Genomic DNA, 16018 nt, shown 5'->3' on the forward strand with positions numbered 1-16018 from the left:
CCTTACCCCTCCCTCCCCCACGTATTTTCTGTACTACACTTCACTTATTCATCACATCTCTTAATGTAGTTTTCTTTCATCCACGCCATGGTTATTTCCCGACGGTGTGGATGCTCACAGGGAAGATGTCATTTCAGGTCACGGCTCGGTGGTCGGATGTAAAATAAATTGTGATTCTTGTCACATTTTAAAAACAAACATCAAGGTTTAAAGTGTGATTAAAGTCACGTTTTTGGTGCGTTTAGCCGGTATATCTTCTCGTTGTATTTTTTTTACACCGGATAAATGTGACGAATATCACTAAATACACCGGGGTATAGGGGCAATGTTAGTGATGGTGATCACAAAAATTCCGTGAAGTTCGCGTAGTAAAAAGAGCGTGGTAGAGTCCGTTTCGCAAACAGCATCAACAGGGCTAGAACGTTACAACAATTATCGCGCGCTCTTATTGTCAGCGCGTAACAATAGGGGTGTGTTTATGTTTTCACCAGACATCAAGGTTAAAGTGCAAAACTTTGGCCGTTTCCTGAGTAACATGGTGATGCCCAACATTGGCGCATTCATCGCCTGGGGTATCATCACTGCGCTATTCATTCCTACCGGCTGGCTGCCAAACGAGACGTTAGCCAAGCTGGTTGGGCCAATGATCACCTATCTGCTGCCACTGCTGATCGGTTATACCGGCGGTAAACTGGTGGGCGGCGAGCGTGGCGGCGTGGTCGGTGCCATCACCACCATGGGTGTGATCGTCGGTGCAGATATGCCGATGTTCCTCGGCGCCATGATTGTTGGGCCGCTGGGCGGCTGGGCGATCAAGCATTTTGACCGTTGGGTCGACGGCAAGATCAAGAGCGGCTTCGAGATGTTGGTCAACAACTTCTCCGCTGGCATCATTGGTATGCTGTTGGCGATCCTGGCCTTTATGGGTATCGGGCCATTGGTCGAAGCGCTGTCTAAAGTGTTGGCGGCTGGCGTGCATATCATGGTGGTCAACAACCTGCTGCCATTGACCTCGATCTTCGTTGAACCGGCGAAAATCCTGTTCCTGAACAACGCCATCAACCACGGCATCTTCTCACCGCTGGGTATCCAGCAGGCGACGGAAACCGGTAAATCAATCTTCTTCCTGATCGAAGCCAACCCAGGCCCAGGTTTGGGTGTGCTGATGGCCTATATGTTCTTCGGCCGTGGTAGTGCCAAGCAGTCTGCTGGCGGTGCGGCGATCATCCACTTCCTGGGGGGTATCCACGAAATTTACTTCCCATACGTGCTGATGAATCCACGCCTGATCCTGGCGGTTATTCTGGGCGGTATGACCGGCGTATTCACCCTGACCCTGCTGAACGGTGGCCTGGTATCCCCTGCCTCCCCAGGCTCTATCCTGGCGGTGTTGGCGATGACGCCAAAAGGCGCCTACTTCGCTAACCTGGCGGCGGTATTTGCGGCGTTCCTGGTCTCCTTCGTGGTCTCATCTTTCCTGTTGAAAACCTCAAAAGTGAAAGAGGAAGACGATCTGGAAGAGGCGACCCGCCGTATTCAGGACATGAAAGCCCAGTCTAAAGGCGGTGCCGCGGTAAACGCAGCGGTAGACGGCGATCTGAGCACCGTGCGTAAAATCATCGTGGCTTGCGATGCGGGTATGGGTTCCAGCGCCATGGGTGCTGGCGTGCTACGCAAGAAAGTGGCGGACGCGGGGCTGAAGAATATCTCCGTAACTAACAGCGCGATCAACAGCCTGCCGGACGATGTGGATCTGGTGATCACTCACCGCGATCTGACCGAGCGTGCGATGCGCCATGCGCCGCAGGCTCAGCACATCTCGCTGACCAACTTCCTGGACAGCCATCTGTACAGTGATTTGACCGCTCGCCTGGTGGCTGCTAACAAGACCAGCGAAACCGAGCAGAAGGTTATCTCTACCCTGGATGACAGCTTTGACGCCAGCGAACAGAACCTGTTCAAACTGGGTGAAAACAACGTGTTCCTCGGTTTGCAGGCCATTGATAAAGAGCAGGCGATTCGTTTTGCTGGTGAGCAACTGGTGAAGGGCGGCTACGTCGAGCCAGAATATGTTCCGGCCATGTTGGAGCGTGAAAAGCTGACGTCTACCTATCTGGGCGAATCCATCGCCGTGCCGCATGGCACCATCGAAGCCAAAGACCGCGTGCTGCGTACCGGCGTGGTGTTCTGCCAGTATCCGCAGGGCGTACGTTTCGGTGACGAAGAGGATGAGGTGGCACGCCTGGTTATCGGTATCGCGGCACGTAATAACGAGCATATCCAGGTGATCACCAGCCTGACCAATGCGTTGGATGATGAAACCGTCATCGAGCGGCTGGCGAATACCACCAGCGTCCAGGAAGTGTTGGAGTTGCTGGGCGGCAAGAAGGCCTGATAACAGAATTATTTTAAAGGGTGCAGCTTGCTGCACCTTTCTACATTAAGAAAGGGTGGAATATGAAAGCATTACACTTCGGAGCCGGCAATATTGGCCGTGGCTTTATTGGCAAACTGCTTGCCGACGCGCACGCCGAACTGACTTTTGCTGACGTTAACCAGACGGTGCTGGACGCGTTGAACCAACGCAAAAGCTACCAGGTACATGTGGTGGGTGAGCAGGCGCGCGTTGAAGAGGTGAACAACGTCAGTGCCGTTAACAGCGGTAGCGAAGAGGCGGTGGCCTTGATAGCCCAGGCCGATATTGTCACGACCGCCGTTGGCCCGCAGATCCTCGCCAGAATTGCCGGGACTATCGCCAAAGGCCTGATCCTGCGCCATCAGCAAGGCAATAATCAACCGCTGAATATCATCGCCTGTGAAAACATGGTACGCGGCACCAGCCAGCTCAAACAGCACGTGTTCGACGCACTGCCGCAGGATGAACAGGCCTGGGTTGAGCAGCATATCGGCTTTGTCGATTCCGCCGTAGACCGTATCGTGCCCCCAGCAGAAGCGGGCAGCAACGATCCGCTGGAAGTGACGGTGGAAACCTTTAGCGAGTGGATTGTCGATCAGACCCAATTCAAAGGGCAACCGCCAGCCATCGCCGGTATGGAACTGACTGACAACCTGATGGCGTTTGTGGAGCGTAAGCTGTTTACCCTCAATACCGGCCATGCGATCACTGCCTACCTGGGCCAACGCGCCAAGCTGTTGACTATTCGTGATGCAATCCTCGATCCGGTCATCCGCCAGGTGGTCAAAGGGGCGATGGAAGAGAGCGGTGCGGTGCTGATCAAGCGCTACGGTTTTGACGCCGACAAGCATGCCGCCTATATCAACAAAATCCTGTCCCGCTTCGAAAATCCGTATCTGCACGATGACGTTGAGCGCGTAGGCCGTCAGCCGTTGCGCAAACTGAGCGCAGGCGATCGCCTGATCAAGCCGCTGTTGGGCACGTTGGAATACGGCTTGCCGCACGCCAACCTGATCAAGGGGATTGCCGCCGCCATGAGCTACCGCAGCGAGCAGGACCCACAGGCACAAGAACTGGTAGACTTGCTGACAAAATTGGGTCCAAAAGCCGCGCTGGCGCAAATTTCCGGTTTACCGGCCGACAGCAAGGTTGTGGAAGAGGCGGTTGCTGTGTATAACGCCTTGCAGTAAACGCTGTGATATCAAACCAGTGTAAGCAAACTCATTCCCTTTCCCCACGGATAAGGGGTAGGGTGAGGGGGCAAGGCGTCTTTGCCCCCCATTTGGGCTCACTTCCTGTGGTTAATGGGAGGGGCTCGAATGACCACACCACCCATGCGATTCGAAAAGCGAAGATGATCGAGACACAGGCATTCGAAAACAAGGTTCTGGAAAAGCTGAACGCTGGCAAGACGGTGCGCAGTTTTCTGATCGCAGCGGTCGAGCTGTTGGCAGAAGCGCTTAACGTCCTGGTGGTACAGGTTTTCCGTAAAGATGACTACGCGGTGAAATATGCCGTAGAACCTCTGTTGTCCGGTGCCGGGCCGCTCGGTGAACTTTCGGTTCGTCTGAAGCTGATGTACGGGCTGGGGGTGATTTCCCGCCATGAATACGAAGATGCCGAACTGCTGATGGCGATGCGTGAAGAGCTGAACCACGACGGTTCGGAATATCGCTTTATTGATGATGAGATACTCGGCCCCTTCGGTGAGCTCCATTGCGTCAGCGCGTTGCCGCCGGTCCCCACGTTTCTACAGCCCGGCGAGGCCGATGAATCGCTGATCGCCATGCAACACCAGCGTTACCAGCAGATGGTGCGTTCCACCATGGTGCTGTCGATCACCGAGCTGCTGGCGAAAATTGGCGCCAAGCAGCCCTCCCGGCTCTCCCCGCTCGGTGCTCAAAAACCTTAAGCCATCAGCGCACGCCACTCGTCAAACAGCAGCCATAATGCGGTTGTTGCCATCAAGCCCGCCATCACGCCGTTAAATAACCGCAGTTTCCAGGTCACACGCAGAGCGTGGCGCAGCCGATCGCCCATCAACGCCCAGATCAAGATGCAGGGAACATTCACCGCGGTGAAGCCTGCGATGGTTAACAGCGTTTGATGCAGCGTCGCCCCTTCATGGGGAGTGAACAGGATCGCCACGTTGATGGCCATCAGCCAGGCTTTCGGGTTCACCGCCTGGAACAAGGCTCCGCCGATAAAGCGCATTGGCCGCGCCTGCTGTTTAGCATCCGGCGAAGCCGCCTTATACAGTTTCCACGATAGCCACAACAGGTACGCACAGCCCATTACCGCCAGCGGAAAGCGGATGGTATCGGCCCAGTTAAGGATCAACGCCAGCAATAGCGTGGTGAGGGCTAACTGTGTCGCACAGCCCAGACTGATACCAAACATCATCGGTAAGGTACGCCGCAGGCCGAAATTGACGCCGGACGAAGCCAGCAGCAGGTTATTGGGGCCAGGGGTAATCGACATCACGGTCACGTAACTGATAAAAGCAGAGTCCAGCATAAGGTTTTCCATACATGATTGGGGGGTGATCATCAGCATAAGGGCTGTAGAGTGATGGTGACAGAACCAGAAATCAGCTATTGTCATGGTTACAGTTACGATAATTTTTAACTGTACCCATTAACCGGAGAGGAATTGTGACCCTGCTCGACGAAATCCCCGAAACCCGCTACCTGCAACTGGCGGAGACATTGGCGGCGGCTATCCATCGTGGCACTTTACCGCCCGGTAGCCGCCTGCCTTCGGTGCGCCGTTGCGCACAGAGCCACAGCGTCAGCATCAATACCGTGGTGGCAGCCTATCGCCAGTTGGAAGACCGGGGGCTGATCGAGGCGCGGCCACAGTCTGGGTTTTACGTGCGGGCGACCTTGCCTGCGTTGAAAACGGCGTCGGCACCCAGCAACCGGGTTGAACAGCCAGCGGATGATGTGCTGGCCCTGATCGATACGGTTTTTGCCGCCCAACAGAACCCGGCCTTCACCAATTTGTCGCTCGCCTGTCCGCAAACCGTGGATTTTTACCCCGGTGGCAAGCTGGGGAGGATGTTGTCATCACAGTTACGCCGCCAGCCGAATCTGATTGGCCAATACGCTTTGCCGCCAGGCAGCCTGCGGTTGCGCCAGCAGATCGCCCGGCGTTCGATGACGTTGGGCATGTTGCTGGAGCCGAGTGACATCACGCTGACGCACGGTTGTATGGAAGCCTTGCAGCTGGCGCTCAGGGTGACCACCAAGCCCGGCGACTGCGTGGGGTTGGAGTCGCCGACCTATTTTTACCTGTTGCCGTTGCTCGCCAGCCTGGGGCTGAAAGCGTTGGAAATTCCCACCGACCCGCAGCATGGCCTGTCGCTGGATGCGCTGGAGTTGCTGTTGCAGGAGAAACGGCTGAATGCGGTCATCGCTATGCCGACGATACAGAATCCACTGGGCTGTACCATGCCGCTGGCGTCGAAAAAACGGCTGGCACGCCTGATGAACGATCATCAAGTGCCACTGATCGAAGATGGGCTGTATGCTGAGCTACAATTTGGCAGTGCGCTCAGCCCGGCGGTGAAGGCGTTCGATAGCGACGGCTGGGTGCTGTTTTGCTCCAGCTTTACCAAAACGCTGGCACCGGATTTCCGCATCGGTTGGGTGGTCGGCGGGCGGTTCAGTGATGCGCTGCGTAAGCTGAAGGCGGTGTCTTCGATGTCGGAGTCGCACTTGCTGTCGGAAACGCTGGCCATGTTCCTGGAAGCGGGGGGATACGATCATCATCTGCGTAATTTGCGCAAACGCTATGCGGCGCAGGTGGAAGAGGCTAGAGCGCTGATTGCCCGCCATTTCCCGCGCGGGACAAGAGCGACTCAGCCTGCCGGTGGGTTTGTGTTCTGGGTGGAGTTCCCAGCAGGGGTGGACACGGTGGCGCTATTCCATCAGTTGCTGGATGAGCAGATCTGCCTGACGCCCGGTACGCTATATTCTCCCAGTGGGCGTTATCATAATGGGCTGCGGCTCTCCTGCTGCTATCCCTTTAACGCCCGTTATACCCAGGCGCTGGCGCGGGTGGGGGCAAAAGCCTGTGAGATGAGCGGCCTGCCTGCGGGAATTGCGCAAGGTGAGGAGTAACCTGCCGTGCATTTTGCTACACTAGCGAAATATTTTTTACGCCATAGAACAAAACAGGCCAGAGACGATGAAAGAGAAAGAAAAAGCCGAGATTAAGCGCCTGAGCGATTTGCTGGACGCACTGAACCACAAAGACACCGTGGTGATCCAGCAGGGTAACACCGACCTGATTGCGCAACATCTCAAAGAAAAAGAGAAGCTAAAGACCGAGATTGAGCGCCTGAAAAACGTGCGCGTGGAAAAACTGAGTGCGGAAGCGCAGAAGTTGAGCCAGCTGCCGTTCAGCCGCGAGATCACCAAGAAAGAGCAGGCGGATATGGGTACGCTGAAGAAAAGCGTTCGTGGCCTGATCGTGGTACACCCAATGACCGCACTTGGCCGTGAGATGGGCCTGAAAGTGGTTACCGGCTACGCCAAAAAAGCGTTCTGATTACCCCTCACCCCAACCCTCTCCCACAGGGAGAGGGAGCTGTCCCGAGTGCGTAGTTAGTCCGCGTAACTTCGGAAAGTAGGGGGGCAGAACAAGAAAGGCAAGGTATTACGCAAAGCAATTAACGAATTCGATCGGTCCCCTCTCCTTGGAAGCGGATAGCCCCTGCTCTGTTGAGAGAACGGTGGTAATCTCAGCAACCGCGACCGCCCCCTCAACCAAGGTGAATCAACCGGTGCTGATGAAGAGTCACGATACTTTCAGCCTAACTCGATCGGTCCCCTCTCCTTAGGAGCGGATAGTCCCTGCTCTGTTGAGAGAACGGTGGTAATCTCAGCAACCGCGATCGCCCCCCTCAACCAAGGTGAACCAGCCGGTGCTGATGAAGTGTCACGATACTTTCAGCCTAACTCGATCGGTCCCCTCTCCTTGGGAGCGGATAGCCCCTGCTCTGTTGAGAGAACGGTGGTAATCTCAGCAACCGCGATCGCCCCCTCAACCAAGGTGAATCAACCGGTGCTGATGAAGAGTCACGATACTTTCAGCCTAACTCGATCGGTCCCCTCTCCCTGTGGGAGAGGGCTAGGGTGAGGGGCATGCTCAGGCCTTGGTCGTAAAGAACGCGCAGGTCTGGTAAGGCACCGTGAGCGTTTCTTTTCCCCGGAGTTCCTCTTCCTCTGCCACCAACTGGCGGATCTGTTCGATCACCCGTTCCTGCTGCTGTTGCGGCAACGCGGCGATAAAGCTGGTGGATCGCACACGGTTATAAATCACATCTTCCGGCGCTCCGCAATGCCCCAGCATAAACACTTGCTCCTGTAGCTGGGCAAAACCCGGGTAAGGGAACAGCCTGCGCCATTCACCGGTATAAAAACGCGGCGCATCCCCTTCGTGGCGATCGACTATCTGGTTGAGCTTACGTACCCAGCCAACCCGCGCATCGCGCATATTCCACACCAGGCCAAGCTTACCGCCGGGTTTCAGCACGCGCTGAATTTCCGCCAGCGCCTGACGTGTGGCAAACCAGTGAAAGGATTGCGCGCACACCACGGCATCCACCGACTCATCCGGCAGCGGGAGTGATTCGGCGGTACCTGCCAGCGTTTTCACCTGAGGGAACGCTGCCGCCAGCTTTCCCAGCATCGGCGCCACCGGCTCAACGGCGATGACGTTGGCACCGGTCTCCAGCAGGCGCGGAGTGAACTTGCCGGTGCCTGCGCCCAGATCGATGACGGTCTTACCGGGCTGTAGCTCGAGTACTTCACGCAGCCAATCGGCGATCTCCGCCGGATAATCCGGGCGGCCTAAAACGTAGCGATCCGCATTGGCCTGATAGCCCGCCGCAGCCGCGTGATGAATAGAATGAGGTGATGTAGTCATAACGCAACTCCCTAATCCAGCTCGATGGGTGTCTTTTGCCTGGCGCCGGTTAACGGCCAAGCAGACGGCGGTTGAGGTCTTCGATTTTGCCGCTGGTGATGCGCGTCAGCATGGTTTTGCTCCAACTGGTCGACAGCCCAGCGACCGACAGTAAACGGCGGTATTGCTCTTCATCGAACGGCATGTGCCAGGCGATGCCGATCGCTTGTGCGACGGAAACATCGCTATTGCGGGTCACCAGTTCCAGTGGTTGGTCGCAACTGACCGATCCGGCCGACACCACGCGGTACAGCCAGCCGCAGCGGCCTGTTTGCTGCATCAGCACCGAAATATCGCCGATAGCGAAATGGTAATTGAGTTTGAAACACGGAGAACGCGGTTGGGTTACCTGGATCAGCGCTTCGCCCCAGCGGAAAATATCCCCCATAAACACGTTATGCTCGGTCAGGCCGAGGGTCGAAATATTCTCACCAAAGGCGGGTGCGCAGAACTGTTCTGCCTGAGCGGGGAACTGTTCACGCCAGTGGTCGTAATGTTCGCGCGGATAGTGGCAAAGGGCGCGGTCAGGCCCGCCGTGGTAGCTTTTTTCTGCCTGCTCATCGCCCGCCAGACCCAATGGGGTAAGCTTCAGCGTCCCCTCCACCAGGTGTTTGGCGATAGCGCTGGGGCGGCCACCTTCATAAGGTTGAATCGAACCGAGATAGACGTCTGGGTGGTGCATGCTGGCCTCCATTCACGCTCGTTAATGCCGTCTAGCATAGCCTGAGTCGAGGGGGAGGAACAGAATAACCCGCCCGGAAATCACCGGGCGGGCGGAGGGGTTAGAAGGTTGTCCAGTTATCTTCGGTGCTGGTGCTCGGTTTAGCCATCGACGGTGATTTGGGCTGGGTGGTTTTCGCTTCCACTGACGCAGCCTTGTCCGCCAGACGGAATACCGAGACGCTTTGCAGCAGCATCTCAGCCTGCTCTTCCAGCGAATCGGCGGCGGCGGCAGACTCTTCCACCAGTGCGGCGTTTTGCTGCGTGGTGTGATCCATTTCCACAATGGCCTGACCGATCTGCGCGATGCCTCTGGTCTGTTCATCGGAGGCGGCGGCTATTTCAGCCATGATGTCGCGTACGTGGGTGACCGAACGGACGATTTGCTCCATGGTGTTGCCGGTGTCTTCCACCAGTGCGGTACCGCTCTGTACCCGGTTGACCGACTCGGTAATCAACCCTTCGATTTCTTTCGCCGCCTGGGCGCTGCGCTGGGCCAGATTACGGACTTCGCTGGCGACAACCGAGAAACCGCGCCCTTGCTCACCCGCACGGGCGGCCTCTACGGCGGCGTTCAGGGCCAGGATGTTAGTCTGGAAGGCAATGCCGTTGATCAGGGTGGTAATTTCGGCGATCCGCTGCGAACTGTTGGAAATATCCCGCATGGTACTGACGACGTTGTTAACCAGTTTGCCGCCCTGTTGTGCGGTTTGTGAGGCATCGGTCGCCAGCTGGTTGGCGTGATGGGCATTGTCGGCATTTTGCTTCACCGTGGCGGTGAGCTGCTCCATGCTGGCGGCGGTTTCTTCCACCGCGGCGGCCTGTTGTTCGGTGCGTGAAGAGAGGTCGGTATTGCCCGCAGCGATTTCTCCGGCGGCGGTGGAGACCTGGCTGACCCCCATCTGGATTTTCTCAATCATATCGCGCAGGTTCTGGCTCATGGCGGCGACGGCGTTAAGCAACTGGCCCAGTTCATCACGGCGAGTGCTGGTTTGTGCCTGGCGTAGATCACCCTTGGCAATGCGTTCTGCCAGTTCCAGGGTGCTGTTGAGTGGGCGAGTGATCTGCAATGTGATACGCCATGATATCAGCAGGCCAGCAAGAATGGCGATCGCCGTGGTGATCCCCATCTGCCATTGCGCGGTATTGATATTGTTATGGGTCTGCGTCAGCTCATCCTTCATGAAATTATTGACCAGCGTACCGATCTCGTCAGCGTAACCGCCGAGCTGTTTACTGATCTTGATCTCATTCTCAACGGCGGGCAGGTAGGCCGCGATGTGGCCTTTATACTCGTCAAGCACGGTCAACAGAGGTTGGAGCAACGGGCGTTGTGACTCGTTCAGGCGTTGGCTGAGCGTGTTGGCGGCGCTGCGGGCGTCGTCGATGGCGCTGAGCAATGGGATTTCGGAGTCGCGGTTGGGTTGCAGCACCAGGCCACGGGCATAGTAGCGGATCTGGGTCAGCTTCTGGTTCAACTGGATAAACGCCAGTTGCAGATCGGTAGCCCCCAACTGACGTTCAACCTGGCTCAGGCTGTCCTGAACTTCGGACATGTTCCAGCTGGCTCGTACCGCGTCTTTATCCACCACGGCTTTGGCAAACATTTTCTGTTGTTGCTCATAGTTACCCAGCAACACCACCAACAGCTCCAGATCCTTGCGGCTTTGCGCATCCCAATTCAGGTTTTGCGCGTGGCTGGCCAGTTGCAACGCGTTCTCGATATGTTTGCGGTTACGTTCAAGGTAGTCGGTGTTGTAATTTTGGCTAAACATGGCACGGGTGTATTTAGCCTGACTGATTTCGCCCGTTAACTGATAGCTGAAATCGATGCGGTCGCTGCGTGATTCGATAAGATTGAGGTAGGTTATCCCGGTGCCAGCGATAACGATCGCCAGTATCAACATTAGAGAGAACCCGAGTCCGAGCTTTTTACCTACGGTGAGATGAACGATTTTTCCTGCCAAAGCTTGCAATGCCGCCATGATTTATCCCTCTTTAGGCGTTGGTCAATTGAACAAAGCATCGGCAAGGGGCGGTTAAACTTTAGCGGGAAATGGGCAAAAAAATGCCCGCATCAGCGGGCATCATCGGAGATAAGCCAAATTATTTCTTGGCTTCGGCGAAGCGTTTGGCCGCTTCGTCCCAGTTCACTACGTTCCAGAATGCCTTGATGTAGTCAGGGCGACGGTTCTGGAATTTCAGGTAGTAAGCGTGTTCCCACACGTCCAGGCCAACGATTGGCAAGCCTGAAGCGCCGGAGACGGCTTCGCCCATCAGCGGGCTGTCCTGGTTAGCGGTAGAGACTACGGCCAGCTTGTCGCCTTTCAGCACCAGCCAAGCCCAGCCAGAACCGAAACGGGTGGCGGCGGCTTTCTCGAACTCTTCCTGGAATTTCTCTACGCTGCCGAAATCGCGCTCGATAGCGGCTTTCAGATCGCCACCCAGCGTGGTGCCGGTTTTCAGGCCTTTCCAGAACAGGCTGTGGTTAGCGTGGCCGCCTGCGTTGTTGCGCATAAAGGTGCGCTTGTCTGCAGGGACTTTATCCAGATCCTGGATCAGCTCTTCTACGCTCAGCGAAGCCAGCTCAGGGTAAGCTTCCAGCACGGTGTTGGCGTTGTTGACGTAGGTCTGGTGGTGTTTGGTGTGATGGATTTCCATCGTCTGCTTGTCGAAATGCGGTTCTAGTGCGTCGTAAGCATAAGGTAGGGATGGCAGTGAATAACTCATGATCATCATCTCCAGTAGTGTAGGGCGGCGCAAAATGTGAGCACCGCGTAAGCAGTATGATGCATTATAATTAATTAAATGATATTGAAAATGATTATCAATGCCCTACAGACTGTGTGGTTTAGGGATTAATCGGTAATACGCTGCGGATGAGTAAACACCGTTGCCCGGCCTGGCTTGCTAAAACCAACCAATGTCAGGTTGCTGCGCTCGGCGATTTCCACCGCCAGCGAGGTGGCGGCAGAGACCACAAACAGGATCTCGGCACCGCACATGGCGGATTTTTGTACCATCTCATAGCTGGCCCGGCTGGAAACCAGGATCGCCCCTTGCTGCCAGCCCTGTTTGGCGCGTATGCCGATCATTTTGTCCAGCGCCACATGGCGGCCAACGTCTTCGCAACCGCCCAGCAGTTCACCCTGCGGTGAGATCCAACCTGCCGCGTGGGTACAACCCGTCAACTGGCCGACGTTCTGCACCTGACGCAGCTGGTCAAGGGCGCGATCGAGATTGGCCAATGAGAAGGTTTGGGTAAAGGGCAGCGGTGTGACCGGCCGGAAGATATCCGCCAACTGTTCAATGCCACAAACGCCGCAGCCTGTGCGGCCCGCCATCGCCCGGCGGCGCTCCTTCAGCCCGGCAAAGCGGCGGCTGGAAAGCTCGATTTGTACTTCCATGCCGTTGCAGGTGGGATTAACCTCTATACTGAAGATATCCCGTGGTGAGTCGATAATCCCTTCCGAAAGGGAAAAACCGAGGGCGAACGCCTCCAGATCCTTTGGCGTACACATCATCACCACGTGAGAAATACCGTTATACACCAGCGCGACCGGCACCTCTTCGGCGAGCCAATCTTGCTCTTTGGTGGTCAGTTGTCCGCGCTGGTACACCGGAGCCTGGATCAGGCCCGTGAGCGCGTTCACATTTGTGGGCTGCTCTTGGTTAATTTTGTTCACTTTCCTGGCACCTGTTTGTAACAACCCTACGCCTGCTATGGTATTATTGCGGCGCCGTTGCGGCCCATTTGGCCAATACCCACATAAGAATAGTGATTTTAGCGCTTCCCGCTTTGAGGGGGAAAGCGTCATTTGAAACAATGTGACAACACGAGAGAGAAAGGAGACCCCCCATGCAGGTCAGCAGAAGGCAGTTCTTTAAGATCTGCGCTGGCGGTATGGCAGGAACCACGGTAGCTGCACTGGGCTTTAGCCCGGCGGTGGCGTTGGCGGAAACCCGGCAGTACAAGTTGCTGCGCGCCCGTGAAACCCGTAATACCTGCACGTATTGTTCCGTCGGCTGTGGGCTGTTGATGTACAGCCTTGGTGATGGCGCCAAAAACGCCAAAGAGAGCATCTTCCATATCGAAGGGGATCCAGACCATCCGGTAAACCGTGGTGCACTGTGCCCGAAAGGGGCAGGTCTGGTGGATTTCATCCACAGCGAAAGCCGTCTCCAATACCCTGAATATCGCGCTCCAGGCTCAGACAAGTGGCAACGCATCAGCTGGGACGACGCCTTCACCCGCATCGCCAAACTGATGAAAGAAGACCGCGATGCCAACTTCGAAGCCACCAACGCCGCTGGCGTAACGGTAAACCGTTGGCTCTCCACCGGGATGCTGTGTGCTTCGGCCTCCAGCAACGAAACCGGTATGCTGACCCAAAAATTTAGTCGCGCTCTCGGCATGCTTGCCGTAGACAACCAGGCGCGTGTCTGACACGGACCAACGGTAGCAAGTCTTGCTCCAACATTTGGTCGCGGTGCGATGACCAACCACTGGGTTGATATCAAGAACGCCGACTTAATTATTGTCATGGGTGGGAATGCGGCAGAAGCGCATCCAGTGGGATTCCGCTGGGCGATGGAAGCCAAAATTCATAATAAAGCCAAGCTGATCGTCATCGATCCGCGCTTTACCCGTACTGCATCCGTGGCGGATTTCTACACGCCTATCCGTTCAGGTACCGACATTGCTTTCCTGTCGGGCGTCTTGCTGTACCTGATCACCAATAACAAGATTAACCGCGAATACGTGGACGCCTACACCAACGCCAGCCTGCTGGTGCGGGAAGACTTCACTTTCGACGACGGCCTGTTCAGCGGCTACGACGCGGAAAATCGCAAATACGATAAAACCACCTGGAACTACCAGCTCGACGAGAACGGCTTCGCCAAGCGTGATACAACGCTACAGGATCCGAACTGCGTGTGGAACCTGCTGAAAAAACACATCAGCCGTTATACGCCAGAGGTGGTAACCAACATCTGCGGCACGCCAACCGAAGATTTCATCAAGGTGTGCGAATATATCGCTGAAACCAGCGCCAACGACAAGACGGCCTCGTTCCTCTACGCCCTGGGCTGGACACAGCACTCGGTCGGTGCGCAGAACATCCGCACCATGGCGATGATCCAACTGCTGCTTGGCAATATGGGCATGGCAGGTGGTGGCGTGAACGCCCTGCGTGGTCACTCCAATATCCAGGGTCTGACCGATTTGGGTCTGCTGTCACAAAGCCTGCCGGGCTACATGACGCTACCTTCCGAGAAGCAGGCCGATCTGGAAACCTACCTGAAAGCCAACACGCCGAAGGCGCTGCTGCCGGGCCAGGTCAACTACTGGAGCAACTACCCGAAATTCTTCGTCAGCATGATGAAGAGCTTCTACGGCGACAAAGCGCAGAAAGATAACAGCTGGGGCTTTGACTGGTTGCCGAAGTGGGACAAAGGCTACGACGTGCTGCAGTATTTCGAGATGATGTCGCAGGGGAAAGTGAATGGCTATATCTGCCAGGGCTTTAACCCGGTTGCGTCGTTCCCGAACAAGAACAAAGTGGTGGCCTCACTGGCCAAGCTGAAGTTCCTGGTGACCATCGATCCGCTGAACACCGAAACTTCCAACTTCTGGCAGAACCACGATGAGTTTAACGACGTTGATCCATCGAAAATCCAGACCGAAGTGTTCCGCCTGCCATCCACCTGCTTTGCCGAAGAGAACGGCTCGATCGTTAACTCTGGCCGCTGGCTGCAATGGCACTGGAAAGGGGCCGATGCCCCAGGGGAAGCGCTGAACGACGGTGAAATTCTGGCGGGGCTGCTGATGCGCCTGCGCGAAATGTACACCCGTGACGGCGGTGCGGTCCCTGAGCCGTTGCTGAACATGTCCTGGGATTACCTGACCCCGGAAAATCCGAAGCCAGAAGAAGTGGCGATGGAGAGCAATGGCCGGGCGCTGGCGGATGTTCTCGATCCAGACGGCAAAGTATTGGTGAAGAAAGGCGAACTGCTCAGTACCTTCGCGCACCTGCGTGATGACGGCACCACGGCAAGTGGCTGTTGGATCTTCGCAGGCAGTTGGACGCCAGCGGGCAACCAGATGGCGCGCCGTGATAACGCCGATCCTTCTGGCCTTGGCAACACGCTGGGCTGGGCCTGGGCATGGCCGTTGAACCGCCGCATCCTGTATAACCGTGCGTCTGCGGATCCAGCGGGTAAACCGTGGGATGCCAAACGCCAGTTGCTGGAATGGGATGGTGCCAAGTGGGGCGGGGTGGATATCCCGGACTACAGCGCCGCCGCACCGGGCAGTGACGTTGGGCCGTTTATCATGCAGCCGGAAGGCATGGGCCGCCTGTTTGCCATCGACAAAATGGCGGAAGGACCGTTCCCTGAACACTACGAGCCGTTTGAAACGCCGCTCGGCACCAACCCGTTGCACCCGAACGTGGTGTCCAACCCGGCGGCACGCGTGTTCAAAGACGATCTGGCTGCGATGGGCAAATCCGACAAGTTCCCGTATGTCGGCACGACCTATCGTCTGACCGAGCATTTCCACTACTGGACCAAACATGCGTTGCTCAATGCGATCCTCCAGCCGGAGCAGTTTGTCGAGATAGGTGAAAAACTGGCTGAGAAAAAAGGCATCAAGCAGGGCGATACGGTCAAAGTCAGCTCCAACCGCGGCTATATCAAGGCCAAGGCGGTGGTGACCAAACGTATTCGGACTCTGCAGGTAAATGGCCAGGACGTGGACACCATCGGCATCCCGATCCACTGGGGTTACGAAGGGGTAGCGAAGAAAGGCTTTATCGCCAACACGCTGACGCCGTTTGTCGGCGACGCCAATACGCAAACGCCAGAGTTCAAGGCGTTCCTGGTTAACGTGGAAAAGGTGTAACG

The 16018-nt window shown here is 56.2% G+C and carries 12 protein-coding genes; 6 read left to right on the forward strand and 6 right to left on the reverse strand.

The annotated features are described in order from the left end of the window. Window positions 1-478: 478 nt before the first annotated feature. The 3 genes from KGP21_RS00165 (at window position 479) to KGP21_RS00175 (ending at window position 4328) form a co-directional block, all read left to right on the forward strand. Window positions 479-2395 (forward strand): PTS mannitol transporter subunit IICBA, encoded by a 1917-nt coding sequence (locus KGP21_RS00165; protein WP_223536755.1) that lies wholly within the window; start codon window positions 479-481, stop codon window positions 2393-2395. 62 nt (window positions 2396-2457) lie between these two features. Beyond that, on the forward strand, window positions 2458-3606 hold the full coding sequence (locus KGP21_RS00170) for a mannitol-1-phosphate 5-dehydrogenase (RefSeq protein WP_179252561.1): 1149 nt from the start codon (window positions 2458-2460) through the stop codon (window positions 3604-3606). Window positions 3607-3770: 164 nt separating this feature from the next. Next, window positions 3771-4328 (forward strand): MltR family transcriptional regulator, encoded by a 558-nt coding sequence (locus tag KGP21_RS00175; RefSeq protein WP_021181346.1) that lies wholly within the window; start codon window positions 3771-3773, stop codon window positions 4326-4328. On the opposite strand, the gene KGP21_RS00180 is transcribed toward KGP21_RS00175, so the two are convergent. Next, complete coding sequence (locus tag KGP21_RS00180; RefSeq protein WP_021181345.1) at window positions 4325-4933, reverse strand: LysE family translocator; 609 nt, start codon at window positions 4931-4933, stop codon at window positions 4325-4327. The two genes, KGP21_RS00175 and KGP21_RS00180, sit on opposite strands and share 4 nt — an antisense overlap. A 137-nt stretch (window positions 4934-5070) precedes the next feature. Here KGP21_RS00180 and KGP21_RS00185 point away from each other — a divergent pair, with 137 nt between their 5' ends. Then, complete coding sequence (locus tag KGP21_RS00185; RefSeq protein WP_115160317.1) at window positions 5071-6540, forward strand: PLP-dependent aminotransferase family protein; 1470 nt, start codon at window positions 5071-5073, stop codon at window positions 6538-6540. Window positions 6541-6607: 67 nt separating this feature from the next. After that, a complete protein-coding gene (locus KGP21_RS00190; RefSeq protein ID WP_021181343.1) occupies window positions 6608-6970 on the forward strand; it encodes a YibL family ribosome-associated protein in 363 nt (120 codons plus the stop codon). Window positions 6971-7570: 600 nt separating this feature from the next. On the opposite strand, the gene KGP21_RS00195 is transcribed toward KGP21_RS00190, so the two are convergent. From KGP21_RS00195 to fdhD, 5 genes are all read right to left on the reverse strand, one after another. Next, on the reverse strand, window positions 7571-8350 hold the full coding sequence (locus KGP21_RS00195) for a class I SAM-dependent methyltransferase (RefSeq protein WP_223536756.1): 780 nt from the start codon (window positions 8348-8350) through the stop codon (window positions 7571-7573). Window positions 8351-8399: 49 nt separating this feature from the next. Then, window positions 8400-9071: a 6-hydroxyaminopurine reductase gene (gene yiiM, locus KGP21_RS00200; RefSeq protein WP_223536757.1), complete on the reverse strand. Its 672-nt coding sequence runs from the start codon at window positions 9069-9071 to the stop codon at window positions 8400-8402. A gap of 100 nt (window positions 9072-9171) precedes the next feature. Further along, entirely contained in the window at window positions 9172-11094 is a 1923-nt protein-coding gene (locus tag KGP21_RS00205; protein ID WP_223536758.1) for a methyl-accepting chemotaxis protein, read from the reverse strand. Window positions 11095-11215: 121 nt separating this feature from the next. Next, window positions 11216-11839 (reverse strand): superoxide dismutase [Mn], encoded by a 624-nt coding sequence (gene sodA / locus KGP21_RS00210; protein ID WP_024483271.1) that lies wholly within the window; start codon window positions 11837-11839, stop codon window positions 11216-11218. A gap of 128 nt (window positions 11840-11967) precedes the next feature. Continuing rightward, window positions 11968-12795: a formate dehydrogenase accessory sulfurtransferase FdhD gene (gene fdhD, locus KGP21_RS00215; protein ID WP_039996103.1), complete on the reverse strand. Its 828-nt coding sequence runs from the start codon at window positions 12793-12795 to the stop codon at window positions 11968-11970. A gap of 173 nt (window positions 12796-12968) precedes the next feature. On the opposite strand from fdhD, the gene fdnG reads away from it, so the two are divergent. Continuing rightward, entirely contained in the window at window positions 12969-16016 is a 3048-nt protein-coding gene (fdnG, locus tag KGP21_RS00220) for a formate dehydrogenase-N subunit alpha (protein WP_080661084.1), read from the forward strand. Window positions 16017-16018: the final 2 nt, after the last annotated feature.

The sequence above is a fragment of the Serratia sp. JSRIV004 genome, from assembly GCF_019968705.1.
Taxonomy (GTDB): Bacteria; Pseudomonadota; Gammaproteobacteria; order Enterobacterales; family Enterobacteriaceae; genus Chania; species Chania fonticola_B.

Bases quoted from the DNA above. Each gene is read 5' to 3' on its own strand.
- KGP21_RS00165 (WP_223536755.1), top strand. From the start codon at position 479: ATGTTTTCACCAGACATCAAGGTTAAAGTGCAAAACTTTGGCCGTTTC.
- KGP21_RS00170 (WP_179252561.1), top strand. From the start codon at position 2,458: ATGAAAGCATTACACTTCGGAGCCGGCAATATTGGCCGTGGCTTTATT.
- KGP21_RS00175 (WP_021181346.1), top strand. From the start codon at position 3,771: ATGATCGAGACACAGGCATTCGAAAACAAGGTTCTGGAAAAGCTGAAC.
- KGP21_RS00180 (WP_021181345.1), bottom strand. From the start codon at position 4,933: ATGCTGGACTCTGCTTTTATCAGTTACGTGACCGTGATGTCGATTACC.
- KGP21_RS00190 (WP_021181343.1), top strand. From the start codon at position 6,608: ATGAAAGAGAAAGAAAAAGCCGAGATTAAGCGCCTGAGCGATTTGCTG.
- KGP21_RS00195 (WP_223536756.1), bottom strand. From the start codon at position 8,350: ATGACTACATCACCTCATTCTATTCATCACGCGGCTGCGGCGGGCTAT.
- yiiM (WP_223536757.1), bottom strand. From the start codon at position 9,071: ATGCACCACCCAGACGTCTATCTCGGTTCGATTCAACCTTATGAAGGT.
- KGP21_RS00205 (WP_223536758.1), bottom strand. From the start codon at position 11,094: ATGGCGGCATTGCAAGCTTTGGCAGGAAAAATCGTTCATCTCACCGTA.
- sodA (WP_024483271.1), bottom strand. From the start codon at position 11,839: ATGAGTTATTCACTGCCATCCCTACCTTATGCTTACGACGCACTAGAA.